This window comes from Buchananella sp. 14KM1171, assembly GCF_041380365.1.
In the GTDB taxonomy this organism is placed as follows: Bacteria; Actinomycetota; Actinomycetes; order Actinomycetales; family Actinomycetaceae; genus Buchananella; species Buchananella felis.
On record NZ_CP159981.1, the window covers coordinates 116535 to 142092 of the forward strand.

The 25558-nt window shown below is 65.0% G+C and carries 21 protein-coding genes and 1 tRNA gene; 19 read left to right on the forward strand and 3 right to left on the reverse strand.

Annotated features, from left to right (window positions below; genetic code table 11):
• The first annotated feature begins 19 nt into the window (after positions 1-19).
• The 6 genes from ABYF38_RS00465 (at position 20) to ABYF38_RS00490 (ending at position 8941) form a co-directional block, all read left to right on the forward strand.
• A protein-coding gene (locus tag ABYF38_RS00465) for an IS3 family transposase (RefSeq protein ID WP_371152174.1) occupies positions 20-1164 on the forward strand; the annotation gives its coding sequence in 2 pieces (ribosomal slippage) (positions 20-305 and positions 305-1164; 1146 coding nt in all).
• Between the two features lie 217 nt (positions 1165-1381).
• Positions 1382-2242, forward strand: a complete 861-nt coding sequence (locus tag ABYF38_RS00470) for a pentapeptide repeat-containing protein (protein ID WP_371152175.1) — start codon at positions 1382-1384, stop codon at positions 2240-2242.
• Positions 2243-2405: 163 nt separating this feature from the next.
• Complete coding sequence (locus tag ABYF38_RS00475; RefSeq protein ID WP_371152176.1) at positions 2406-2969, forward strand: hypothetical protein; 564 nt, start codon at positions 2406-2408, stop codon at positions 2967-2969.
• A gap of 195 nt (positions 2970-3164) precedes the next feature.
• Complete coding sequence (locus ABYF38_RS00480; protein WP_371152177.1) at positions 3165-4232, forward strand: pentapeptide repeat-containing protein; 1068 nt, start codon at positions 3165-3167, stop codon at positions 4230-4232.
• A 120-nt stretch (positions 4233-4352) separates the two neighbouring features.
• On the forward strand, positions 4353-6347 hold the full coding sequence (locus ABYF38_RS00485; protein WP_371152178.1) for a site-specific DNA-methyltransferase: 1995 nt from the start codon (positions 4353-4355) through the stop codon (positions 6345-6347).
• A complete protein-coding gene (locus tag ABYF38_RS00490; protein ID WP_371152179.1) occupies positions 6347-8941 on the forward strand; it encodes a DEAD/DEAH box helicase in 2595 nt (864 codons plus the stop codon). The genes ABYF38_RS00485 and ABYF38_RS00490 overlap by 1 nt, the downstream gene beginning before the upstream one ends.
• Before the next feature lie 20 nt (positions 8942-8961).
• On the opposite strand, the gene ABYF38_RS00495 is transcribed toward ABYF38_RS00490, so the two are convergent.
• Together ABYF38_RS00495 and ABYF38_RS00500 are read right to left on the reverse strand one after the other, a co-directional pair.
• Positions 8962-9450 carry a FluC/FEX family fluoride channel gene (locus tag ABYF38_RS00495; RefSeq protein WP_371152180.1) on the reverse strand — a complete coding sequence of 163 codons (489 nt, stop codon included), beginning with the start codon at positions 9448-9450 and terminating at the stop codon, positions 8962-8964.
• Positions 9447-9959, reverse strand: a complete 513-nt coding sequence (locus ABYF38_RS00500) for a fluoride efflux transporter FluC (protein WP_371152181.1) — start codon at positions 9957-9959, stop codon at positions 9447-9449. Before ABYF38_RS00500 ends, ABYF38_RS00495 begins: the two co-directional genes overlap by 4 nt.
• 139 nt (positions 9960-10098) lie before the next feature.
• On the opposite strand from ABYF38_RS00500, the gene ABYF38_RS00505 reads away from it, so the two are divergent.
• The 6 genes from ABYF38_RS00505 to ABYF38_RS00530 all read left to right on the forward strand — a co-directional run bounded on the left by ABYF38_RS00505 (position 10099) and on the right by ABYF38_RS00530 (position 17576).
• Positions 10099-11475: a sensor histidine kinase gene (locus ABYF38_RS00505; protein WP_371152182.1), complete on the forward strand. Its 1377-nt coding sequence runs from the start codon at positions 10099-10101 to the stop codon at positions 11473-11475.
• Positions 11472-12092 (forward strand): response regulator, encoded by a 621-nt coding sequence (locus tag ABYF38_RS00510; protein WP_371152183.1) that lies wholly within the window; start codon positions 11472-11474, stop codon positions 12090-12092. Before ABYF38_RS00505 ends, ABYF38_RS00510 begins: the two co-directional genes overlap by 4 nt.
• Positions 12093-12202: 110 nt before the next feature.
• Positions 12203-12658, forward strand: a complete 456-nt coding sequence (locus ABYF38_RS00515; RefSeq protein WP_371152184.1) for a DUF2871 domain-containing protein — start codon at positions 12203-12205, stop codon at positions 12656-12658.
• Between the two features lie 2 nt (positions 12659-12660).
• Positions 12661-13509: an MFS transporter gene (locus tag ABYF38_RS00520; RefSeq protein WP_371152185.1), complete on the forward strand. Its 849-nt coding sequence runs from the start codon at positions 12661-12663 to the stop codon at positions 13507-13509.
• 15 nt (positions 13510-13524) lie between these two features.
• Positions 13525-14418 (forward strand): MFS transporter, encoded by an 894-nt coding sequence (locus ABYF38_RS00525; protein ID WP_371153033.1) that lies wholly within the window; start codon positions 13525-13527, stop codon positions 14416-14418.
• 437 nt (positions 14419-14855) lie between these two features.
• Positions 14856-17576 (forward strand): fibronectin type III domain-containing protein, encoded by a 2721-nt coding sequence (locus tag ABYF38_RS00530; protein ID WP_371152186.1) that lies wholly within the window; start codon positions 14856-14858, stop codon positions 17574-17576.
• An 880-nt stretch (positions 17577-18456) separates the two neighbouring features.
• Here ABYF38_RS00530 and ABYF38_RS00535 read toward each other — a convergent pair.
• A tRNA-Pro gene (locus tag ABYF38_RS00535) sits at positions 18457-18530 on the reverse strand.
• Positions 18531-18758: 228 nt separating this feature from the next.
• Between ABYF38_RS00535 and pepN the strand changes: the two genes are divergently transcribed.
• The 7 genes from pepN to ABYF38_RS00570 all read left to right on the forward strand — a co-directional run bounded on the left by pepN (position 18759) and on the right by ABYF38_RS00570 (position 25556).
• Complete coding sequence (gene pepN / locus ABYF38_RS00540) at positions 18759-21407, forward strand: aminopeptidase N (protein WP_371152187.1); 2649 nt, start codon at positions 18759-18761, stop codon at positions 21405-21407.
• 176 nt (positions 21408-21583) lie between these two features.
• Complete coding sequence (locus tag ABYF38_RS00545; protein ID WP_371152188.1) at positions 21584-22378, forward strand: DUF881 domain-containing protein; 795 nt, start codon at positions 21584-21586, stop codon at positions 22376-22378.
• Positions 22379-22711, forward strand: coding sequence for a small basic family protein (locus ABYF38_RS00550; RefSeq protein WP_371152189.1), 333 nt, complete (start codon positions 22379-22381; stop codon positions 22709-22711).
• A gap of 5 nt (positions 22712-22716) precedes the next feature.
• Positions 22717-23421: a DUF881 domain-containing protein gene (locus tag ABYF38_RS00555; RefSeq protein WP_371152190.1), complete on the forward strand. Its 705-nt coding sequence runs from the start codon at positions 22717-22719 to the stop codon at positions 23419-23421.
• Positions 23422-23650: 229 nt separating this feature from the next.
• Complete coding sequence (locus ABYF38_RS00560) at positions 23651-24100, forward strand: FHA domain-containing protein (RefSeq protein WP_371152191.1); 450 nt, start codon at positions 23651-23653, stop codon at positions 24098-24100.
• Complete coding sequence (locus tag ABYF38_RS00565; RefSeq protein ID WP_371152192.1) at positions 24097-24855, forward strand: MerR family transcriptional regulator; 759 nt, start codon at positions 24097-24099, stop codon at positions 24853-24855. The genes ABYF38_RS00560 and ABYF38_RS00565 overlap by 4 nt, the downstream gene beginning before the upstream one ends.
• Before the next feature lie 134 nt (positions 24856-24989).
• The gene (locus ABYF38_RS00570) at positions 24990-25556 is read left to right on the forward strand and encodes a MerR family transcriptional regulator (RefSeq protein ID WP_371152193.1); all 567 of its coding nucleotides are present in this window, start codon (positions 24990-24992) and stop codon (positions 25554-25556) included.
• The last annotated feature ends 2 nt before the right edge of the window (positions 25557-25558 follow it).

Below are 25558 nucleotides of genomic sequence, written 5' to 3' on the forward strand. Positions count from 1 at the left end.
CTCGCGGGAGGGGGCTGTGATGCCCAGGAAGTATGCGCCGGAATTCCGTCAGGATGTGGTGCGTTTTGCGTTGAATCGTCCTGCTGGGATGACGTTGGCGCAGGTAGCAGCTGATTTTGGGATTGGGGGTTCGACTCTGGATGCTTGGATCAGACGCGAGCAGGTTTCTAAGGGTGTGCTCAAGGCTAGTGCGGGTGAGGACAAGGCTCGTATCGCGCAGTTAGAGCGCCAGTTGCGGTTGAAGGAAGAAGAGTGCTTCATCCTTAGAAGGGCGGCGGCTTACCTGGCCCGTGATGTGAACCCAAAATGATCTACCCCCTGGTAGAAGAACTAGCTGGTTTGGGCATAGCGGTTAGTCGGATCTGCCGGGTGCTTGGTATCGCCCGCCAGCCTTTCTACCGGTGGCGCGGGTGTAGGCAAAGCCGGCTAGAACAACGCCGTAGCTACTTAAAGGAACGGGTGAGGGCCATCCATAGTGCTGATCCTGCTTTTGGCTACCGGCTGATTACCGATGAGCTGGCCCGCCAGGGAGTCAAGGTGGCTAGCCGCACGGTGTGGTCGATCTGTCACGAGTTGGGCATTAGGTCTATTACTGCACCCAAAGGCAAGACCAAGACCACCAAGAGCGCTAGAAGCGTTGGGGTTGATCTGGTTGGGCGGGTCTTTCATGCCGATGGGCCTAACCGTCTCTGGCTTACTGACATCACCGAACATCCCACCACTCAGGGCAAGTTGTATGTGTGTGCGATCAAGGACGTGTGGTCTAACCGGATCGTGGCTCTTAGCAGTGCTACGTCCATGAGCGCTTCTCTCGCGGTTAACGCTTTGGCCCAGGCGGTAGCAGACCGCCACCCACCAGCCGGGTGTGTAATCCATTCAGATCGTGGTGCGCAGTTCACTTCCACGGCCTACCGGCAAGCTGCCCGCGCCTACGGGCTGGTCCAGTCCATGGGACAGGCCGGTACGTGTGCGGACAACGCTGCCATGGAGTCCTTCTTCGCGCTTTTACAGAAGAACGTGCTCAATACCCGCAAGTGGGAAACCCGTCAGGAACTAGCCACCGCCATCCGCCACTGGATCGAATCCACCTACCACCGCCGACGCCGCCAAGCCCGCCTAGGCAAACTCACACCAATCGAATACGAAACAATCTACACAAACTGACACCAAAACTTGCACCAGACCCACCTGGTTACTAAAGAGGTCCAAGTCAGGTTGATTCACGAATAGCCCTTATGGCCCTGGAGAAGCACGAACCCGCCGCTTCTACCACCACCCCTGCTCTCTGTTTCGCTCTCGCTACGGTTACCACGGCCAGTGACCCGTAACTTAGCCGTGCACACTTCTGCGCGCAGCGCCGCACTCAGGAGAAACCCCTGACTTGAAAGAGCACAAGGAAGCCATCGTCGTCTTTTCTTCCTCCTTCGGCGGGTTGGCGTTGGTTTCCCTCGTCTTGTTCCTCACCCAGAAGCAAGCCTTTAGCCCCCACACCCTTGGGTACGTGCTCGCCGTCGCCGGGGTGGTACTGCTTGCGGCTGCGTTCAAGTGGGGCCCGTGCCTGTGGAGGTGGAACAGCGCATCCACCGGCATCAGTAAGGCCGTGTCCAAGAGCATCTCCGACGACCCAGCCACCCGCATGGCGGGAATCAACCAACTGATCTCCATTGCCGACACATTTGGCGGCAAGTACAGGGCGCAGGTGGTCGGCATCTTGTGCGCGGCGCCCAGCAAGATCACGGTGGATGCCTTCTTTGAGCATCCCGAGGGTGGAGACTTTGACCAGGCACAGCTGGCCAAACAGCGCGGCCTGGCGCAGGAGCAAAGCCACGTAATCGAGGCCCTGAGGGCCCGCTTTCGGCCGCAATCTCCTGCCCAACCTGCCGCCGCCTCCTCCGCCGGTAGCACCGCAGCGGCAGACCCTTCTATGCGCGACTGGCGCGATTGCAACCTGTCATTTCACTCCTTCGGCGTACCCTCGCATTTCTTGGTTCCCTTCAACTTTGACCACTGCGAAGTCAACGGCAAGGCCGATTTCAAGAACTCGATCTTTGCCGCCGGCGCGGATTTCACGCGCACGACGTTCCGCGAGCCCGTGCGTTTTGCCGGCGCCCGTTTTGACGGGCCCGTGCGCTTTGACGGTGTGCGGTTTGAGGGCGGCGTCGACTTCACTGGCGTCCACTTCGCCCAGCCACCGAGCTTCGTGGGCGCGACTGGCCCGGGCGGGGCACCCCTGGAGCCGTAACGGCACCGAACCCCGCCATGGCCACCCCGCGCCGCCGTACGCAACGCGCTTCTGGTAGAACCATTTACATGACCGCCCGCCCCAATTTCGCTGCCACCCTCGCAGCGATTGATATCAACCATCGCTCGAATCCCGCGCACACAGCTGAACACGTTTCAATTAAGTGATCGACAGAGTTAGAAGCATCACCATGGTAGATTTTTCATTTTCAAAGGAGTTCGTCAGGCTCGCAGAGTCGGGGCAATTGAATTGGACCATTGAGGCCCACCGGGACGGTTACACGATATGGCACCCTGCGAGCCTAACCTACTTAATCGAGAAGGATGGCGAGGAGTACCGGCTAGGGCGTTTCGAGCGCACCAACCCTCCAGCGTTCAACTTTTTTGCAACCGATTTGAAACTAATTGAAAGGCGCGTTATCGCCGCCATGTGTGCAGATTATAGACAAATCGCACACCTCCCACGATTCGACGTATATCGAATGGCGCGGAGCATCAAGGAAGGCTTTGCGCCGCATAAGCTAGACGAATACTACTACACACTTCGCGACACCAAAACGGGGCAACTTTACCCGATGCGCGTATTTGAGGGATCAAATATGCCATTGGAACCGACCTACTTGTCCCATATCGTTACCGTTCCGATAAAGGACCTTTTTGAGGCCTACATGGCCCCAGATGGCGCACCCCTATTCTCGGATTTCATCTACAAACGTCCCCAAGAATAAAGACCCCCTTCGCGATTCAAAATCTACCCGCCTGGCAGGCAGTCACTCCTCCCGACCGAGGCTGTACTGCTGCGGTCATCGGTGCCAACCGAAAACAGCACCGCCCAAACACTGCCCACCCCGCCCACGGCACCGAACCCCGCCATGGCCACCCCGCGCCGCCGTACCGAACGCGTTTCTGGTAGAACCATTTACATGACCGCCCGCCCCAACTCCACACCCGGCCACACCCCCAACCCAGCGCCCGGCCCCACCGCCACCTCCGCCCCCGCGCCGCGTCAGCCTGCCAAATCCCGCCGTAAGGGGAGCCGCAGCGCCATCACCTGGGCGCTGGTGGTGAGCGTGCCGCTGCTGTTGGTGTTCGGCGGCTACCGCTACGTCGAGCGCCACGGCGCCTCCAGCTGGCTGACCGACTTCTGGAACGCGGCGACCCGCAACAACAACCCGACCTTCCCTTTGTTCCTAATCGGCGTAATCATCATCGGCGCTTTGATCCTGATCGGCTGGCTGCGCCACCACCAGGCTGAGGCCACGATCGAGCGGGAGCTTAAGAACCTAGTCTCACTCTCCCTCCGCGAGCGCGAGGCCGCCGTTCACGCCCTCGTCAACGTCGCACACACCATGGGCGGGCCCTACAAGCAGCGCATCGTCACGCTTCTGTGCTCCTACCTGCGTTACTACCGAAAGCACCCCGAGCGGGCCTTCGCCGACCGCGCCGTTCCGATGCTGACCCGCCCCTCGTTCGCCCCCTCCTCCCTTTTCGTGCAAATCGAGGAGCAGATCCTCAAAATCATGGCCGCCCACACGCGCAGCCCCGAGGGCGCCGGCCTTGGTCTGTCCACCGTGCCGGCCAAGCATTCGTGGAGCGACTGCGAGTTCCGCTTCCACAACACCGCCTTCACGCGCGCCGTCAGCTTCGACTACTGCGTCTTTAACAACCGGGTGAACTTCACCAGGTGCGTCTTCCACGGGGACGTCAACCTCCATTCCGCCACCTTCCGCCAAGACCTGCTTCTGCCCGGCGCGGTGTTCTGGCGTGGCCTGAGTATGGAGGCCGCCACCTGCCACGGAGCCCTGGATTTGCAGGGGGCCACCTGCCACGGCCCGGCCAGTTTCTTTGGCGCCACCTTCACCGGACCCACCTACTTCCTCACGGCCGCCTTCCCGCGTGGCACGGATTTCGGCCCGATCCCGGTGGAGAGCAACGGCATGCCGTACGGTGCTTTCCCCGTGGACGACGTTCCTCCCGCCCCCTCCACCTGACCCGCCGTCCCTACCCCGGCTGCGACCGCGTTCTCGGGTTCCTGGCCACTGGCCAGCAAGCCCCGCAGCGTCGATAATGAACGTCGATGTCAGCCATCCTCCGAAAGAGAACCTCAGTAGATGACAGCACAGCGCCTTCAGCTCACCTGGTACAACAAGGACAAGGCCCTCATCCCCACTGAGGTCGGCAAATACGGCTACACCTGGGTTGATCCATTAGATCCGCGCTACTGCGAAACGCACACCCTGATCTACGACGACTACGTGCAAGGTGTCCAGACACCGAAGTCGGATCAGTTTGAGTACTCTGAGCGGGCTGACCTGGCCCCGCAGGAAGACAACCTGCTCATTCTGGGTGAGTCTGGCGACGTCCTAGAAGCTCTGACCCGCGTACCCGAGCTGGCTGAGAAGTACGTCGGCAAGGTCAAGCTGATATACATCGACCCACCTTTCAACACCGCGCAGACGTTTGCGTCCTACGAGGACAACCTTGAGCACTCCATCTGGCTCACGATGATGCGCGACCGGCTTATCCACATGAAGAAGTTGCTTGCTGACGACGGCTCCATCTGGGTGCACCTAGACGACGTCGAAGTACACCGAATGCGGTTACTCTTAGATGAAGTATTCGGCTCCACTAACTTTCAGGCTGAGGTTGTTTGGCAAAAAGCAGATTCCCCACGAAGGGGAAGCGGCTTTTCCGTAGACCAGGATTTTATCCTTGTTTACGGAAAGAGTGTGAACTTCCTCCCCAACAAGATGCTTCGCACGGAAGCGGATAATGCACGTTTCTCCAATCCCGATGACGACCCCCGCGGTCCCTGGTGGGATGGAGACCCCTCAGGGAATCATGGCGACGGTTCTGGCGGAATGTGTTATGCGATCCAGAATCCGCTCACAGGTGAAATGATGCGCCCACCCAAGGGGGCAAGCTGGCGCTACTCCCAACCCCGCATTCTTGCCGCACTTAACGATTGGGCTCCATACCGCTTACTAAATCTGCACGACGCCGACTGGCGTGCAGATAACGAAGGAGTCTCTAGGGCGAAAGCCTCCGACGATGTGTGCGCTTTGGTACTCGATGTTTCGTTGGAAAAAGCGAGAGAGCTCGTTAACGCTAGGAGATTGTCTGGTACCCCCCTTCCAGAAATCCTCATTCGCTCCACCGGCGGCATCGGGAGGAAAGCCTATATTCCCACAGAGGGCCACAATCCACGGACATGGTGGGAAAACGGAGCTGTTGGCCACAATCGCGCAGCCAAATCTGAGATTAAAGCTTTATTTTCCGAGACTGTCCCATTTGCGACCCCCAAACCTGAGCGCCTACTGGAACGTATCATCCATATTGGTTCCAACCCTGGTGACATTGTTTTGGATGTGTTCGCTGGTTCTGGCACTACTGCGGCAGTGGCTCAGAAGATGGGCCGGCGTTGGGTGACCTGCGAGCTACTGGAGTCCACGTTCACCACCTTCACTCGCCCGCGTCTGGAAAAGGTTGTGAACAACCAAGATCCCGGTGGGATCACGCGCACGAAGGGCGAGCGGGTTGCTGCTGATGGCATTGAACTACCTGAAGGGGTCAGCCCGGAGGACGCCGCCAAGTTCACCAGTGTGTTGAACAAGCTGATCGCGGATGATCCCGAAGCGAAGAAAGATGCTCGGATAAAAGCGTTGAAGACTGCCGCAAAGACCATGCGCACCAAGGACGTGGTGAACTGGCGTGGTGGTGGCGGTTTCCAGGTAGCTCACCTGTCCCCAGCCTGTTTCGATTACGACCCCGCCTTGGATCGAGTAATGCTCACACGGGATGCAACTGGTCAAACACTTATTGAGTCTGTGGCCGCTAACCTTGGTTTCACGCTGCTTCACCCGGATGATGACTACATCTTTGACGCACAGCGCGGCAAGGCATTATTGAAGGTGATCGAGGGTGTAGCCACGATTGAGGTGGTGGACTGGCTCGCCTGCCAGGTCGAACCCGGTGAGACGATTGTGCTCGCCGCCACTGCGGTTATGGATGGAGTCCGCCAGCACCTGCGCAAGACAGTCAAGGGCTCCCGGGTAGTGGCCTTACCGGATGATCTGTTCCGCTTCAGCGAAGGTGGTAGGGAGTGATGGCAAAACGCCTAAACATCGGTTTTGACTCCGACTTGCTTGAGTCGGTCAGTTCCGAGTTCGACCTACGCTCCCCAAATAAGGAGGCACTGCGCCAACTAATCTTTACCCTGGATGGCGCCTATGAACCTTCGGTTATGCAGGTGCTCAACCTCGCTACCGGCGTGGGCAAAACCTACCTGATGGCAGCGTTCGTGGAATACCTGCGCCGCCAGGGGGTGAGTAACGTTGTGATCGTCACCCCGGGTAAGACGGTGCAGGCAAAGACCGTGCAGAACTTCACTCCCGGCACCCACCGTTACATCACCGGCTCTGCTGTGCCTCCCGAAGTGGTTACTCCGCAGGATTACTCCGCGTGGATTGCCCGGCAAAATGGCCAAGCTCTGCTCTCCTCTGGCGGGGAAGTGCCAATGCTGGCGTTTATATTCAACATCCAGCAGTTGATCGCCCCCAAGGACGCTGAGGGCGACACGCATGGATCCTCGGTGGATGCGTTGCGCCGCAAACCCCGCCGCTTTGACGAAAACGCCGGAGTGCTCTTCGACTACTTGAAAGCCCTTGATGATCTAGTGGTCATCGCAGACGAGTCCCACCTCTACGGTTCCAGTGCAGTCGCGTTCAACGCAGCGCTAAAGGAACTTGACCCGGCGGCGACGATCGGGTTGACCGCTTCGGTCGACAAGAAAACCGACCACGTGATCTACGAGTACCCCCTCTACCGGGCAATTCAAGACAGGTACGTCAAGGCCCCAGTCCTGGCCTTCCGCAAAGCTGGCTACGGCACTGATCAGGCATCTGAGGAACAGCAACTGCGCGACGCCCTACAGTTACGCTCCATCAAGCAGGCCCACTACGACACCTATGCGGCCAGCCAAAACAGACCATCGGTGAAGGCGGTGGTGTTCGTTGTCTGCTCCGACGTAGAGCACGCCACCCAGGTAGCTGACCTTCTGCGCACCCCTGAGTATCTGGGCAAGGACGAGGCCGTATTGCAGGTCGATTCCAAGCATGAAGACGAGCTGACCCAGCGCCGTCTGGACGAACTAGACCGCCCTAGGTCTGAGGTACTTGCCGTGGTCAGCGTGAACAAGCTCAAAGAGGGCTGGGACGTTAAGAACATCGCCGTGGTGGTCACCCTGCGCGCCATGGCATCAGAGGTGCTCACCCAGCAAACGATGGGGCGTGGTCTGCGCCTGCCGTTTGGGAAACACACGGGCGTGGGCCAGATTGACCAGCTAGACATCATTGCCCACCAGTCCTTCACCGAGTTACTAAATGCCGAGAACGTGCTTGAACAGTTCGGCCTAGAAGAAGCCCTTGCTGAGCGTGACAAGGACCGCGTCGAAAACGCAATCCGTCACGCCGTCCAAACCTCTGAACGCGAAAGCACGGCCCCTGACGCGACTCGTGGCAGGGACCAAAGCGAAGGCCAAGCCACAACGTGGCCAGGTTCTTTGCGTAACGACATTGCAGACTTGGATACTTCCCCGGGAACTCCACCGATCACTGGGGACGGTAACCAGCAGATACCCGGTATTGGGGTGCGTGTTATTCCCGTGTCCGAGGGCGGCGTGACTCCTGCCCAACAATGGGAGCCGGTATCTATCCAACGAAACCCCGCCTTCGCGGAAATTACCTACCACTTCCCAGTGACCAGGATGAAGGTGCAGCAGCCACAGATCGATCTCTCGGATATAGGTGATGCGCAGGTGGAGCAGGCGGCCCGCCGCGTTACGTCTACCGGAGAAGTGTTGCTGCGCAAGGAGGTCATCGCCGCGCTCGGCAAGAAACTACGTGTCGAGGACCGCGAAAGCGCCCAGGTGGACTCCGTCCACATCCAGGACGCCGACGCCAAGGATGCGCTGGTAAAACTGGTCATGAACATGCAACTGGTTCCCAAGACCGAGCAGACCGCACGCTACGTTGCCGCATTCCTGGTACCAAGATTCATGAAGGACGTGTCCTTCACCAGCTGGACAGTGAAGTCTTTGACCTCGGCGCAAAACGAGCTTACCCACCTCATCCGGGCCTACACAGCCGAGACACTGCGCGCCACCCGCGAAGTGCCCACTATCCACCCCAAACCAATGCCGTGTGAGGGCTACACTCTGCCACTAGGTGAGGAGGTCCATGATCAGGTCGACTCGCGCGACGAGTTTGTGCGCGGTCGGGTATACAGCGGCTGGTTTAAGTCGTTGTTTGCTGAGGAGTCATTCGATTCCTACACCGGGGAGTACGTTCTGGCACGGTTGCTCAACACCTCTCCCAGCATCGTGTGGTGGCATCGTCTGCATCCGCAGGATCACGCATTCATCTACTACAACGCTAAGGACCGTTATTTCCCAGACTTCGTTGCTCTAGACACAGACGGAGTGTACTGGATCATCGAAGGAAAATCCGAGCGCGGCCGCGATGACGCCCAAGTACAGGCCAAACGCGGGGCAGCGGAATCCCTAGTTCGTCGTCTGGTGGCTCAGGACACGTACGAGGGCCAGAATTGGGGCTACTTGATCGCCTACGAGCAGGACACCGCCCGTGCCGATTCGTGGGAAGACCTCAAAGCCCTTGCCCAACCCGTCAGCAATGCCTTGTGACTGTTGATGCGCCCGCCATGTCAGCCCAGCAGCGCACGGCCCGCCCATGCGGCCAGTGCACACGCCGCCAGCATGGCCAACGCGAAGGCCGCCGCCCGGGCGAAGCTGGCAATGCCTGCCTCTGACAGCACAGGGGAGGTAGGGGCCGCGTGGTTGGGGCGGCGGGAGGCGGCGTCGGCCACCAATGCACTGACGGGGGCAGGCGCGTTTTTCGCAGGGTAGGCGGGAGCGTCGTCCACCCCGGCCGGGCGCTCAGGTGGCGCGGGGGAGAGGGCCAACTGCGCAGCGATAACGCTGACCGTGGAGAAGGTGGTCAGGCCGCCCAACACGCCGGTGCCGAGCGCGGCCAGCCACAGCTCGCCCGGCCCGGCCGAGAGCAGGGCGCCCAAGGCGAAGGAGCCAACGACGTTCACCAGGAAGGCCGCGCGTGCGCTCGGCTGAGCAGCAAAAACCAGGTGGCGCAGCAGCGCACCCAGCGCGCCACCAACGAACACGGCCACGGCGATCATCGCGCCGCCCCGTCTCGGGAAGGGCCGTCTGGCGGCTCGCTGTATTGCGACTCGCCGTATTGCGACTCGCCGTATTGCGGCACGCAGGGAACGCCGCCGCTGCGTGCCCGCGCCCCCACCGCCAGCCCGGCGGCCGCCACCAGCACGCCGACCACCACCGAGGTCAGGGCGGAGGCCAGCGCGCCGCCCGCCGTGAACGCGGCCAGGGCGGAATACGACGTGAAGGAGCCAAGCAGGCCCGTGCCCAGCGTCAGGCGCGCCCGCCTAGGCAGCGTCGCGCCGGTGACCACACCCAGCAGCAGGGAGCCGACCACGTTGATGCTCCACAGGGCGAGCGGGGCGTCGGGCGCACCGACCATCACTAGGTGGCGTGCCAGCGCACCGGTCCCGCCGCCTGCCGCCACCAGCGCGGCGTCCAGCAGGGAATCGCGCCGGGAGTGCGGCGGGGCGGCGTTGCCGGGGTAGGGCAGCTCGGGTTTGGCAGGGCTGCCAGGTTCGGGGGTGGGCACGGCCCCCATTATTGCGGCGCGGCAGGTATCAATCGAAAGTTGGAAAGAAACCTCGCCCATCGTTGCGATGCCTGGCGCGCGTCATCCTGGTGAACTAGTGGTGTGGATTCGCGCCAAAGCGAGTGAAGGGAGAGTGGCCATGACTTCTGCACCCTCAACCCCTACTCCGTCAGCCCCTGCGCCAGCGGTGCTTGCCGCCACCGCAGCACCTGCCGGTGTTCACGCCACCGCAGCGCCCACCGGCGCCCACGCCACGGCCACGCCCACGCGTTCGCACCGCACCGTGCGCGCGATGGAACTTGGCCAGCACGTGATCGCTGCGGCGCTAACCCTGGTGGGGGCCGGGCGCGCCCACGCCGCCGGGATGGCGCTGCCCGTGGCGATCCTGTGCGCGCTGGCACTGCTGGCCTGGCACACCGCCGGCACCGTGTTCCCGGTCAAGCCGTACTCGCGCAAGGTGGCCACCTGGTGGCTGCTCGGCTTCGCCTTCATCTGGTTGGCGGCCGTGGCGGTGTCGCCGGAGTTCGTGTGGCTGGCCTTCCTGTTGTGGATCCTCGCCGGCCACCTGCTGCCGCTGGCCTGGGGACTGGCGTTCTCTGTGGCGATCCTGATCATCGCGGTCTGCGCGCCCATCCTCCACCACGGCTCTGCCAGCTTCGCGCACACGCTGGGCCCGGTGATCGGCGGTGTCTTCGCCTTCGCGATCTCGCGCGGCTACCTGCAGCTGCTGCGCGACGCCTCAGAACGCGAGCGATTACTGGACTCCTTGACGGTGGCGCAACAAGAGATGGCGCTGCTGCACGACGAGCTTGCCCGCACTCAACGCGAGTCCGGCGCCATCGCGGAGCGCACCCGCATTTCGCGCGACATCCACGACACCGTGGCGCAGTCCCTTTCCTCCATCCGCCTGATCGCCCACACCGCGCAGTCCGGCACGGACGACGTTGCCGCCGGCCGCGCCCTAGCGCAGGTCGAAGAGCTTTCCGGCCGCAGCCTGGCCGACGTGCGGCGGATCGTGGCCGCTCTTGCTCCGGCAGAGTTGGAAAACGGCGCACTGGCGGCCGCATTGCAACGAATGTTGGACCGTGCCCGCGACGAGGCCAGCCTGGAGACGCAGCTGCACGTGGATGAGTCCCTGCCGATCCTGCCCACCGAGGTGGAGGTGGCGTTGCTGCGCACCGCCCAGTCGGCGCTGGCTAACGTGCGCCTGCACTCTGGCGCCTCTCGCGTGGTGGTGAGCCTGATCGACGCCGGGGACGCCGTGCGCCTGGACATCATCGACGATGGGTGCGGCTTTGACCTGCCGTCCTGGGAGCGCAAGTCCGCTACCTCTTCCAGCTACGGCCTACGGTTCATGCGCACGCGCCTGCGCGAGCTGGGCGGCGGGCTGGAGATCGAGACTGCGCCCGGTGAGGGCACCGCGCTGTCCATCTTCCTCCCGCTTGCTGCCGAGGCTCCCCAAGCCGCTACCGAATCCACCGACGCGACCGACGCCACCGTAGAGGAGACCCCGTGACCATCACCGTGCTCTTGGTGGACGACCACCCCATTGTCCGCAGCGGACTGCGCACGCTCTTGGAGACGGACCCTCACCTGCAGGTGGTAGGTGAAGCGGCCACGGGGGAGGAGGCTTTAACCCTGGCCCGTCACCTGCAACCGAGCGTGGTGTTGTGCGACCTGCGCCTTGGCAGCGGCATGGATGGTATTCAAACCACGGCTCAATTGCGCCAGCTCTCCCCGGCGCCAGCCGTGCTGGTCCTGACCACGTTCGACCGCGACGCCGAAATACTCGGCGCGATCGAGGCGGGCGCGGCCGGTTATCTGCTCAAGGAAGTGGCCCCGGAGGTGATCGTGGACGGAGTTCACCGTGCAGCCAACGGAGACACTGTGCTCACTCCTGACCTGGCCTCCCGCGTGCTGCGTGGAATGCGCGCCCCACTGCCCAAGCTGACGGCGCGGGAGGTGGAGGTGCTGCGCCTGGCAGCCACCGGCGCGGCCAACCGGGAGATCGCCCGCACTCTGTTCGTCACCGAGGCCACCGTCAAAAGCCACCTGGTGCATATTTTCGCCAAACTTGACGTGGATTCCCGCTCCCGCGCCGTCCACGTGGCCCAGGAGACAGGCCTGATCTAACGGTCTTTCTTTTTCGTTTGGGCCGACGACGCCGCACCGGCCTTCCCCAACCGCACGCCAGTGCCTTACCGACCTGCCAACAAACCGTGAGTTTCCTGAGAGGAAATCCCATGCAAAACGCCGCCATGAAGAAGCTGCTCAACGCGGCCTTCATCTACCTGATCCTGGGCGCCGCCGGCGGCGTCTTCTACCGCGAGTTCACCCGCTTCAACGACTTCCCCGAGGGCGGCTACACCCAGCTGTCGGTGGTCCACACCCACCTGCTCACCCTGGGCTTCATCGTGCTCCTGCTGGCCCTGGTGCTGGAGAAGGTCTTTGCGTTCTCCCGCAGCGGCAAGCTGTTTACCTGGTTCTTCTGGCTCTACAACGCCGGCCTGGTGGTAACCGTCTCCATGCTCACCACCCACGGCTGCCTGACCGTGCTGGGCAAGGAGTCCGGCCCAGCGATCTCCGGTATCGCGGGCCTGGGGCACATCATGCTGGCCGCGGGCATGGTGGTCTTCTTCGCGGCGCTGCGCCGCGCCGTCCTGGCCGGTCCCGCCAAGACGCAGCAGGACGCCGCCTGATCATGACTGCCCCAGATAAGCCCAGCCAGTCCACCCCTACCGGTGCAGAGGTCCACGCCCACGCCAATGGCGCGCCCCGGCGTGCCTCCCATTCGGGAGGCGACGCAAGCAAGGTCGTCCGACCGGTGGACTCGCGGCACGCACACACCGGCCGGGAGGGCGCGCCGCCACCCACGCGGCGCGACTGGCTGGGCTTGGCCGTCCTGGCGATCGGCCTGGGCCTGATCGTCCTGGACGGCACGATCGTGGGCGTTGCCATGCCCACGATGATCGGGGAACTGGGCCTGAGCCTCACCGACGCGCAGTGGGTCAACAGCCTCTACGCCGTGCTGCTCGCCGCCCTGCTGCTGCCCACCGGCAACCTGGCCGACCGGCTCGGCCGCAACCGCATGTTCATCGCTGGCCTGGCAGTGTTCGTGGGCGGAAGCGTGCTGGCCGCTGCGGCAGCGTCGGGCAATCTGCTCATCGCTTCGCGGGCCGTGCAGGCGCTGGGAGCGGCGCTCATCATGCCCTCCACCCTCTCCACAGTGAACGCGGTCTTTCGCGGTCCCTACCGGGCCGCCGCATTCGGGGTGTGGGGTGCGGTGATATCCGGGGCGGCCGCCATCGGCCCGCTAGCCGGCGGAGCACTCACCCAGTGGATGTCCTGGCGGTGGATCTTCCTGGTCAACCTGCCACTGGGCGTCCTGCTGGTCGTCGCAGCAATGCTGGTGGTTCCGGAGACCCGCAGCGGCATGAAGCGGCGTGGAGTGGACGTTGACGGCTCCCTGCTTTCCGGCATCGGGTTGGGCACGCTGGTCTTTGCGATCATCGAGGGCCCCGAGCTGGGCTGGTGGGTTCCCAAAAGGTAATTCAGCCTGCTGGGACTGACATGGCCCGCCACCGCCGCCGTTTCGATCGTGGCGGTCGCACTGGCGATCTCCGCTGTGGCCCTAACGCTTTTCGTGGTGTGGGAGCGCCACCGCGCCAAGGTGGGGCGCTCCGCGCTGCTAGACCTCCAACTGTTCAAGCTGGCCTCGTTCTCCTGGGGCAACATCACCGCCGCCACGGTGGCGGTGGGGGAGTTCGCGTTGCTCTTCGTGCTGCCGCTCTACCTGGTAAACGTGCTGGGGCTCACCGTGATGGGCGCCGGCCTGGTGCTGGCCGCGATGGCGTTCGGCGCCTTCCTCTCCGGGGCCGCCGCCCGCCACCTGGCCGCCCGGTTCGGCGCACCCGGCACGGTGGCGATCGGACTAGGACTAGAGGTGGCCGGCGTGTTGGCGTTGGCCGGGCTCCTCAGCGCGGACACGCCCGGCTGGGCAATCGCGCTCCCGCTGATCGCCTACGGTCTGGGGCTAGGGCTGGCCTCCGCGCAACTGACCGCCACCGTACTGCGAGGCGTGCCCGTGCATCTGTCCGGACAGGGCTCGGCCGCGCAGTCCACGGTGCGCCAGATCGGCGCGGCGCTCGGTACCGCGTTCGCCGGCGCCGTGCTCTCTGCGGCCCTGAAGCTCAGCCTGGCGCCCGCTCTTAGCGCGGGCGGGTTCACCGGCGCGGGCGCAGACGCTCTAGCCGAATCCACCCGCCTCAGCGCCGGCACCACCATCGCCCAGTTGCGGGCCCAGGGCGAGGCAGGTCCGCTGGGGCTGCAGAGTGTCGGTGCGGCCGACGCACTTGCCACCGGATTCGCCGACGCTGCCCGCGTCTCCATCCTCGTTGCGGCCCTATTCCTTCTTCTGGGCCTCGTGGGCGCTCTTCGCCTCCGCAACCTCCACAAATGAAGCGCGACTCACCCGGTTCTGCCGCATTCACATTTCGCCACCGCCCCATCTCAATAATTGAAACTCGCGCCCTCTTTTCCCTGTGTTTCATCGCACACGAATTCGGTCAAAAGGAGCGTCAGGCGGCAACGTCGGACACCAAAAGACAGCCGACGAAACAGAGCCACGCAATTGAGGTGGCAACCAAGAAACCGCTGGGCGTCTCACCCCGCCAGTTAGCCAGAATCAAGCCGTCCCAAGGCCACAGATAACGAAGCAAGCGCACAAAGCCGCACCCAACGGCTTGCCTAGAGCGAGCCGCCAGGGAGAAACCCGCCGCCGTGCTTACCGCCCCTAAATTGACCACTCGGCAACGTCACAGTGCTACCTGCCGGAAACCGATTGTTCACTTTCCTGCGTTAGCTTCACGCGCGTTTCGTTAAGTCGAAAGGAACCCTGTGACTCACCTTCCCTCCGGGAGAGCCCTCGGCACACTGGCAGCAGTCTCTCTAGGCATCGTTGCCCTCATCACGCCCGGGGCCGCGCTGGCAATCGACCCGACGCCCACTCCCGCCGCGAACTACACCGGGGCCGTCACCGGCGCCGACACCTCCGTGGCCTACACAGCCGGAAAGGCACAGGGCTCCAACAAATGGGGCCTGGTAGGCGACGTCGAAACACGCGTCAACGACGCCACCTACAACTACGGCATCCTGGTTGACACCACCAACAACCGGCTTTGGGTGACCGACTCCGGCAAAGTGCTCTACAGCAGCTTCGGTTGCCGCCTAAGCGGACACTCTGGCCCCTCCTGCCAAACCGGCACCCCACGAGTATTTGTCTACGGGCAATCCAACACCACCGCCGCAGAAGCCACGAACTACACCGGCAACGGCACATTCTCGGCACACGGGGCAAGCAACGACGGCATCGGCAAAACCTGGGAAGAGCCCGCCGACCGCACCGTGATCCGCGACGGCATCTACGACACCAACCCGCTCAAGCACGGCCCGCGCGGCATCACCAAGTCCGGCGACAAGATCTTTGTTGTGGACTCCGAAGCCGCTGCCCCCTACGTCGAGGGTGAGCAGGGCAGCCGCATCACCTTCTTCGACGCTGCTGGCACCAAGCAGGGCGCGGTAGGTTTCCAGGGGCCCTGGGCACACAAAGACAAGCCCGGCGTTGCCTTCTACTCCGTTTCAGCCGCCACCGACATCGACGGCAGCATCCTCATCAACTCCGAAGTCTCCGACCGCCTAGTTCGCTACGGCGCAGACGGCAGCCTGCTGCCCCAGGAAGACAACCTCAAACTCGATGCGCCGACCAACAATGGCGTAGAGCCACTACGCGCCGATGCAACACGCTTCCTGCGCAACCCCTACGGTGTTGCCGTCGACCCCGTAGACGGGCGACGCTACATCGCACTGGTCAACTTCGGAGACGACGCCGCCAACAACGACACCTACCGGGCAAAGCCGTTCGTTGAGGTACGCAACGCACAAAACGAGGTCATCCAGCGCCTCGGGGCCGGCTACGCCCCCAACCAGGATGTGGCCACAATCTTCCCCTCCGGCAGGACCATGTTCGGCCCCGCAGTCGCACTAGAACCCGGCGCCCAGCCTTACCGCCACCTATTTGCGTGGACGCAGTCATCCGGGGTTTACGAATTCGACGCTGCCGGTAACTACCAGCGCCAGTGGGGCAACGGCACCACCGCAGCCGCCAACAAGCAGTTCGACCACGTCGCCAAGGCCAACATGGTGGCGGCACCGGCCGGACAAAGCGTCGGAACGCACTCCAAGGTTGACGCTGCCGTCCAGGGCGCGGTGGGTGACGTGCGCGTCCCCGGCTACTCCACCCCGCGCGGTATCTCCTTCGACGCTGCTGGACACAAGTACGTGACTGTTGGGGAGGGCGGTCGAGGCGCCCGCGTACTCATCCTGGGGATGACCCCGCTGCCCGTCTCTGAACTGCGCGTCGAGCGCGGCGCTACGCCGGGTGCTGGCGCCGGGGCAGGCGCCGGGGCTGATGGCGGGGCAGGAGCCGGAGCTGATGGCGGGGGAGCGGGTGCCGCCCCGGGCACTGTCAAGCTCACCTGGGAGCAGGATGGCAGCGCGGGCCCATCGCGCGACGCCGTCCGCGACTACGTGGTGGAACAGTCTGTTGACGGAGGCGAGACCTGGACCGTGGTGGAGAACGCTCCGTCGGTAGCCAAGGAGCGCACCCTGACCGGGTTGGACCCGCATGTCACTTACACCTTCCGAGTTTCTGCCTGGAACGAAGCCGGAAACGGCGACTGGCTAGTGGTCTCCCTACCGGGCGAGCCCAAGCAAACCCCGTCTGCGAGCGCGTCTGCCAGCACTACCGCTTCGCAATCCGCGTCGGCTTCGGTATCAGCGTCGGCGTCGGTTAGCGCGTCAGTGTCAGTTTCTGCTAGCCCGTCCCAGAGCGCGTCGGCGTCGCCTAGCGCCTCGGCCTCTGCTTCCCAGAGTGCGTCGTCAAGCGCCTCTGCGTCAGTTTCTGCTAGCACATCCCAGAGTGCGTCGGCGTCGCCTAGCGCCTCGGCCTCTGCTTCCCAGAGTGCGTCGGTCTCTGTCAGCGCATCGGCCTCTACTTCCCAGAGTGCGTCGTCAAGCGCCTCTGCGTCAGTTTCTGCTAGCACATCCCAGAGTGCGTCGGCGAGCGCTTCCTCTAGCACTTCGGCTTCCGCCTCTGCTTCGGCGTCGGCGTCGGTTAGTGCGTCAGTGTCAGTTTCTGCTAGCCCGTCCCAGAGCACGTCGACGTCGCCTAGCGCCTCGGCCTCTGCTTCCCAGAGTGCGTCGGTCTCTGTCAGCGCATCGCCGTCAGCGTCTGTTTCTGAAAGCGCATCGACCACGCCGTCAGTTACTGCGTCCGTGGAACCGTCTGCTTCGGCAACGCCTTCGCAGTCGCCCTCTGCCGCTCAGAGTGAGACGCCCACTGTGACTCCCGAACCGAGCTTGACGCCAACAGCGTCTGCGAAGCCGAGCGAATCCCATGTTGCGACTCCGGCTACGCCCAAGGTAACGCAGAGCCCTAAGCCCGCCGGGAAGCTGGCGCGCACGGGCGCGGACCTCTCGGGTACCGCCGTACTTGCACTGATCTTGGCGATCGGGGGAGCAGTGCTCCTCTCCGCTAGGTCCTTGCGCAGGTCCAAGTGACCGGCTAGACCGGGCTAACCCAACCTAGGCCTCGGGGCTTGGGGAGTTTTCTCCCCAAGCCCCGAGCCCTATCTGCGGCGCATACATATGCCTACACCCGACCTCTCGGTCAAGGTGAACGCCTCGTAAGCCCTGCAAGCTGCCGACTGCAAACCATTGGCATCGCGCTGACCCCACACGTCCAATACGACCGATCCGGGGCAGTGCGACCGATCCGGGTCGATACGACCGCTCGGGGGCGCGGCACCAACCGGTCACATGTACCCCGACCGCACGCATGTACGCCCCGGGTCATTACGACCGCACCGGGGCGCGGCACCAACCGGTCACATGAACCCCAACCGTACGCATGAACGCCCCGGGTCAATACGACCGAACCAGGGCACGGCACCAAGCAGTCACATGAACCCCGACCGCACGCATGTACGCCCCGGGCCGATACGACCGAACCGGGACACGGCACCAATCGGTCACATGTACCCCGACCGTACGCATGTACGCCCCGGGTCAATACGACCGCACCGGGGCGCGGCACCAAGCAGTCACATGTACCCCGACCGTACGCATGTACGCCCCGGGTCAATACGACCGCACCGGGGCGCGGCACCAAGCAGTCATATGTACCCCGACCGTACGCATGTACGCCCCGGGTCAATACGACCGCACCGGGGCGCGGCACCAACCGGTCACATGTACCCCGACCGTACGCATGTACGCCCCGGGTCAATACGACCGCACCGGGGCGCGGCACCAAGCAGTCACATGTACCCCGACCGTACGCATGTACGGCCTGCGCCAACACACGTCCCCAGCCCGGCGCCCCAGCCCCCAGAGACGACAAAACCCGGAACTGCTTTTCGTTGCAATTCCGGGTGTTTCGTCGGGCTGACAGGATTTGAACCTGCGACCCCTTGACCCCCAGTCAAGTGCGCTACCAAGCTGCGCCACAGCCCGTTGCTTCCTTCGCGCCGGTGTGCGGCCCGTCGTTAGCGACCGGTGAAGCTTAACCCACTCAGGCCTTTTCCACCAAAACCACGTCTGTGTGGTTCACCGCACGCCCCGCCTCACCTCACCGCACGCCCTACCAGCCCCCACCTCACCGCACGCCCCGCCTCCCCGCACGCCCCACCCACCGGGCCCTGCCGTCGTGCCCGCCCCGAGCGGCGTCGATAAACTGCCGGGGTGACTTACAACCTTTCTCGCCTTGATGCCGCCGCCCGTAGCGCCTTCACGGTGCACTCCTATGACGTGCACGTGGACTTGACGGGCGCTGCCGCCCAGAACGCCACCACTTTCACCACCACCTCGCGGGTGCGCTTTGACGCCCCGGAAGCCACCCGCACCTTCCTGGACTGCGTGGGGCAGAGCGTGGAGCGCGTGGTGGTGAACGGCACGCAGATCGACCCGGATTTTGACGGCTCGCGCGTGTTTTTCACGGCGGCGGCGGGGGAGAACGACGTCACGGTGACCTCCACGATGGTCTTTTCCCGCACGGGGGAGGGCCTGCACCGCTACGTGGACCCGGCCGACAGCGCCGTCTACCTTTACACGCAGTTCGAGCCGACGGACTCGCGCCGCCTGTACGCCAACTTCGACCAGCCTGACCTGAAGGCGGTCTTCCGTTTGAGCGTGGACGCTCCCACGGAGTGGACGGTGCTTTCGAACCAGCCGGTGGCCGACGTCGTCCCCCTGACCGGCGCAGAGGTGCCGGCCGCTGTTATCCCCACCGGTGAGGAGGGCGCCCACGCCCCGGCTCCGGCCACGGTGGGCGCGCTGGCGGGCAACGTGCGCACCACGTTCCACCCCACCCCGCGCGTCTCCACGTACCTGACGGTGCTGTGCGCCGGCCCGTATCACCGCGTGGTGACGTCGCGGTGGGAGGGCAACGCGGAGCGGGGCGAGAAGGACATCGATTTGGGCGTGTACGCGCGCGCCTCGATGGCCCCGTACGTGGACGCCGAGCTGATGGAGACGGTGACCCGCCAGGGCCTCACCCTGTTGCACGAGCGTTTTGCCTTCCCCTACCCGTGGGGTAAGTACGACCAGATTTTTGTGCCGGAGTACAACCTGGGCGCGATGGAGAACCCGGGCTGCGTGACTTTCACCGAGTCGTTCCTGGCCAAGACCAAGGCGACGCGCAACCTGTCGCAGCAGTTGACGAACGTGGTGATGCACGAGATGACGCACATGTGGTTTGGCGACCTGGTGACGCCGCAGTGGTGGGACGATCTGTGGTTGAAGGAGTCGTTTGCTGACTTCATGGGTTCTTACGCCACCGCCACGGCCACGGAGTTCACGGATGAGTGGACGTCGTTCTGCTTTGGTCGCAAGGCGTGGGCGTACGTGCAGGATTCCTACCCGACCACGCACCCGATCCTGGCTGACATCCCGGATGTGGAGGCCGCCAGCCAGAACTTCGACGGGATCACTTACGCCAAGGGTGCCTCGGTGCTGCGCCAGCTGGTGGCCTACGTGGGGGAGGAGGCGTTCTTCGCGGCGGCGCGCGCGTTCTTTGCGGAGCGCGCATTCGGCACGGCCACGTTGAAGGACTTCCTGGATGCGCTGAGTGCGGCCTCGGGGCGGGACATGAGCACGTGGGCGCAGGCGTGGCTGGCAACGTCTTCGCCGTCGGCGCTGTCGGTGGAGTTGGAGTCCGACGCTGCCGGCGTGGCCGCCTTTACGGTGCACCAGAGTGGCACGGACGGGCCGGGCGGCGCCCCGGTCTTGCGGCCGCACCGCCTGCGGGTGGAGTTCTTTGCGGTGGACGACGCTGCCCTGGTTTCCCTGTACCAGCACGACGCCGTCATCGAGGCGGCCGCTACGCGTTTCGAGCTGCCTGTTGGCGCGGTGCCGCGCGCGGACCTGGTGCTGGTCAACTCCGGTGACCTGACCTACGGGCTGGTGCACCTGGACGCCGAGGCGGCGCAGGTGGCCCTGGAGTACGTGGGGACGCTGGCCGATTCGCTGGACCGCGCGGTGGTGTGGTCGGCGCTGCTGGCGAGCCTGCGCGACGCTCTGTTGCCGGCCCGCGACTTCGTGAAGGCGGTGCTGCGCCACGCCCCGGGGGAGGCCGACGCCGCCCTGCTCTCCACGCTGCTGCGCGAGGCGCGCGCGGCCGTGGAGCGTTTTGTGCCGGCCGAGCAGCTGGACAACGCGCGCGGCGAACTGGTGCGCGGCCACCTGGACGCCCTGGCGGCGACCGTGCCGGGCAGCGACTCGCAGGAGCTGGTGGCCAAGTCCCTGGCGGCGATCCACGCACCGGGCGAGAACCCTGTGCGTGAGGAGTACGTGGAGCGGCTGTGGCAGGTCGCGCGCGGCCAGGTGGAGGGCCTGGCGGCCAGCCCGGAGCTGGTGTGGCAGGCGCTGATCAACCTGACCAGCCTGGGTGAGGACACTGCGGAGGCGGTAAAGGCGCACGCCCTGGTCGATCCGTCGGGCGACGGCGTTACCGCGCAGGTGGAGATCGAGGCCGCCCGCCCCTCGGCGGCCGCCAAGGACGCCGCGTGGGCGCTGGCCACCGGGGCAGAGGCCTCCAACGACCACGTGGCCGCCGCCGTCATGGGCCTGGTGCGCACCGCAGACAAGGGGCTGCTGGCCCCGTTCACGGCGCGCTACTACGAGCTGCTGGACACCGTGTGGCAGGACCACTCCATCGCCATCTCCCGCTGGCTCATCAACGGGCTCTACCCGCGCTGGGAGGAGTACGCGGACAACGAGCGCGCCACAAACGCGGCCCTGGCGAAGGACCCGGCGGCCGGGCTGCGCCGCCTGCTGATCGAGCGCCTCGATGAGGTGGCCCGCAACGAGCGCGCACGCCAGGCGGCCCGGTAAGGCCCGGGCTTTCCCAACCCGATGTAGGCGGTGGGGTGGGCCCACCATGCTGGGCCCACCCCACCGCTCGTGCGTCCCACCCCGTGGGACGCACGCTCAGATATCACCGCGCCTCAGCGCGGCGCGGCAGCAAAGCAAAGGCGCGGGAGGTAGCGTCGTCCACGAAAGGAGGGCCCATGGTGCACTTGCGCGGACGCGAACTGTCCGTTCTGCGCGAGATCATGGACAATCCGATCGCGTCGGAGGCCGAGCACGGCGCGTTGGCGGCCCGGCGCGTCTACGAAAAGCCGGCCTCTCTGCCGGTTCGCGTCCTGATCGTGATTGGCTGCGCCCTGGCCACGGCCGTTTCCATCTGGGCCGCCAAGGGCCTCATACCGGTGATCGACGCCCGCCAGGCCACCAACGGCCACCTGCTCATGGAGATTGAGTCCGCCCAGGATCACCAGGAGAACCTGGTCAGGGGCCGTGACCTGGCCGCGCAGGAGCTGGAGAGCGAGCGCGAACGCGTGCTGACCGCCGCCGGCTACGAGGCCCCGCCGCCGGCGCTGCAGATCGCTGCGGCGACGTCGCAGGTGGAGGGCCCGGGCATCTCCGTCACCTTCACCGCCACCAGCCAGGTCGAGGCCAAGATGCGCGACCGCGAACTCTCCCTACTGGTCAACTACCTGTTCGCGGCGGGCGGGGAGGCGATCTCCATCAACGGCCACCGCCTGGGCACCACCGCCGCGATCCGCGCGGCCGGCGGCGCGATCCTGGTCAACCTGCAGCCGCTGCTACCGCCCTACCGGGTGGAGGCGATCGGCGACGCCACCGCCCTCCAGGGCGCGCTGGTGGACGGAGAGAGCGGCAAGCTGCTGCTGGATTTGCGTGGGCGCGGCATCCAGGTGGACGTGGTGCCCGAACCCGAGCTGCGCCTGCCCGCCGCCCCCATCCCCAACCTGGACGACACCCGCACCGGAAAGGACAGCTAAGTGCTTGCTCTCATCGGCCTGGCCCTGGGTATCGCGCTGGGAGTGTTCATCACCCCGGACATCCCGCCCGCGCTCACGCCCTACCTTCCCATCGCGGTCGTGGCTGCCCTGGACGCCGCCTTCGGTGGCCTGCGCGCGTTCTTCGACGGCGTGTTCAGCGACCGCCTGTTCGTCACCTCGTTCATCTTCAACGTGCTGGTGGCGGCGTTCATCGTGTTCCTGGGCGACCGCCTGGGCGTGGGCCCGCAGATGACCACCGCCGTGGTGGTGGTGCTCGGCATCCGCATCTTCGCCAACGCGGCCGCGATCCGCCGCCACATCTTCAAGGCGTGAGGCCGATGGATTCCGAGCGTCCCCGTCCCAAGCGCGTCACGCGCGGTTCCATCGCGGTCTTCCTGGCCGCCACCCTGCTGGGCTTTGGCGTGGTGACGCAGTGGCGTCAGCAGGTGGAAAACCCGTTGGCGAGCATGCGTCAGGACGACCTGGTTCGCTACCTGGACGAGCTCACCCGCCGCAACGAGCAGTTGGAGGCCGAGGAGCTGGACCTGCGCGCCCAGCTGGCGGAGTTGCAGCGCGGCGCGGACTCCGAGGCGGCGGCCCGCGCGGCTGCGGAGCAGCAGGCGCAGGTGGACGGCATCCTGGCCGGCACCCTGCCCGCGCGCGGCAGCGGCATCATCGCCTGGGTGACCGACCCGGACGCCAAGCTCACCGCCGCCACGGTGGTCAACCTGCTGGAGGAGCTGCGCAACGCCGGCGCCGAGGCGATCTCCGTGAACAACGTGCGCATCACGGCCACCAGTTGGGTTAAGCGCACCGGTGACACCCTGGTGATCGACGACGTTCCCGTTGTCTCCCCCCTCGTCATCACCGCGATCGGCGAGCCGCAGACGCTGGCGGTGGCGCTGGCGATCCCGGGCGGCGCGCAGGCCCAGATCAAGGCGGCCGGCGCCTCCATCCGCGTCGAGGAGCACGATTCGGTCAACGTGGAGGCGGTGCGCCAGATCGAGGAGCCGCAGTACGCGCGCGTGGTGCCGGCCTCCTGAGCGCCTTGCTGGCGGCTGCCGCCCGCACGGCGTGAGGGGGACGCGCCGGGGTTCGTGGCAAGGGACGACGTGCCCGCGCGCGCCTGCTATCTGGCGGCCGCCCGGCTCTAACGCCCGGTCCTGCACGGGCCGAGCAGGTGTACAGGATCCTTGCACCTTGCCCTGAAACGCGTGGACCGCGCGCAGGCTTGCGGCTAAACTCGCCTTTGCACGAGGAAAGGACAGGGCAATGAGCTTCGAGCAGGGAATTGACCCCACCAGCACCGCTCAGTTCAGCGCGATTACCCTCAACGCGCCCGGCGACGAGTTGGTCACCCCTCAACCGCTGGGTGCCGACGACCGCGCCGCCGTGGCCGCCCTGCCTCCCCACGCCGCCCTGCTCATCGTTCAGCGTGGCCCGAACGTGGGCGCCCGCTTCCTGCTCGACGCGAAGCTGACCACCGCCGGACGCCGGCCCACTGCGGACATCTTCTTGGACGACACCACCGTCTCTCGCCGTCACGCGGAGTTTCACGCCACCGAGACCGGCTTCGAGGTGCGGGACATGGGCAGCCTGAACGGCACCTACGTCAACCGCGAGATCATCGACTCCTGCCCGCTGCGCAGCGGCGATGAGGTCCAGATCGGCAAGTACCGCTTCACCTTCGTAGCCAGCCCGAACCGGGGTGCCCAGGCATGAGCCCTGCTGTTGGAGCTGCCGCGTCCACGCCGGCGCGGCAGGAGGAAAAGCGCGGATACTGGCCCTTCGACCTCTCGCGCGCCCCGGAATTCACCATCGGAGACACGGCCGATCGCCTGCGCACCGAGTTCCCCGCCCTGAAGGTCTCCAAGCTGCGTTACCTGGAGGAGCAGGGGCTGGTCTCCCCGCACCGCACCGGCGCCGGCTACCGCAAGTACTCCGAGACTGACATCGCCCGCGTGCGCTACGTGCTGCAGGTGCAGCGCGACTTCTTTGTGCCCCTGGACCAGATCCGCGAGGTGCACCTGCGCGCCCTGGATGCCGGCCTGCAGACCGAGCCCGGCCGGGTGGCCCGCGTGGTGGCCTCCGACGGCCAGCTGGTGCGCCCGGGCCCGAACGAGCAGATCTCGATGCAGACCCTGGAGGACCTCACGGGCGTGAGCATCGAGCGGATCGAGGAGTACCTGCAGGCGGGCCTGCTGGAGACGAACTCCAAGGGGCAGCTCACCGGCCGCAACGTGGACGTGGTCTCCGCGCTGGAGGAGCTGGGGCAGCACGGCATTAGCGTGCGCAACCTGATGCCGGTGCGCCGCGCAGCGGAGAACGCAGCCGGCGTGATCGAGGCAGCGGTCAGCTCCAGGCGCGCCCAGAACTCCGGGGTCGCCCAGGAGCGCGCCAACGCGCGGGCCGCAGAGCTGGGGGAGTGCTACGCCAAGCTGTTCACCGCCCTGCTGCGCAACGAGATCGCAAGGTAACGGTTAAGTCTCAACTTTAAGTTGAAGGTTAGACTCGCCGCGTCGTTCGTTGACGAGGCGGGGGAGTGCTTCTAGTTTTGGGCTCATGGCGTTCGCGTAACGCATGTCCCTCCGCACTCGAATGGAGCCAACAGATGAGCACGCAACACGGTGACTCTCTGCGGCAGCAGCCCATGCTGTTTGGTGACCCCACCGCCAGCCTTGACCAGCAGACCGGCTATCGCGGCCCCGTGGCCAGCCACGCGGCCGGCGTGACCTACCGGCAGCTGGACTACTGGGCCCGCACCGGGCTGGTGGAGCCCTCCGTGCGCACCGCCAAGGGCTCCGGCTCCCAGCGCCTGTACTCCTTCCGCGACATCCTGGTGCTCAAGGTGGTCAAGCGCCTGCTGGACTCCGGGGTCTCGCTGCAGCAGATCCGCAAGGCGATCGAGCACCTGGCCAAGCGCGGCATAGACGACCTGGCCGGGATCACGCTCATGTCCGATGGCGCCTCCGTCTACGAGTGCACCTCCGATGAGGAAGTGATCGACCTGGTCAAGGGCGGGCAGGGCGTGTTCGGCATCGCCGTGGGGCGCGTTTGGCACGAGGTGGAGGGCACGCTGGCCCAGCTACCCACCGACCGCGACGACGACTCCCAGCCGACCGTGGTGGACGAGCTCGCCGAGCGTCGGCGCGCGCGCCGCAGCCGCCAGGCCTCGTAGAA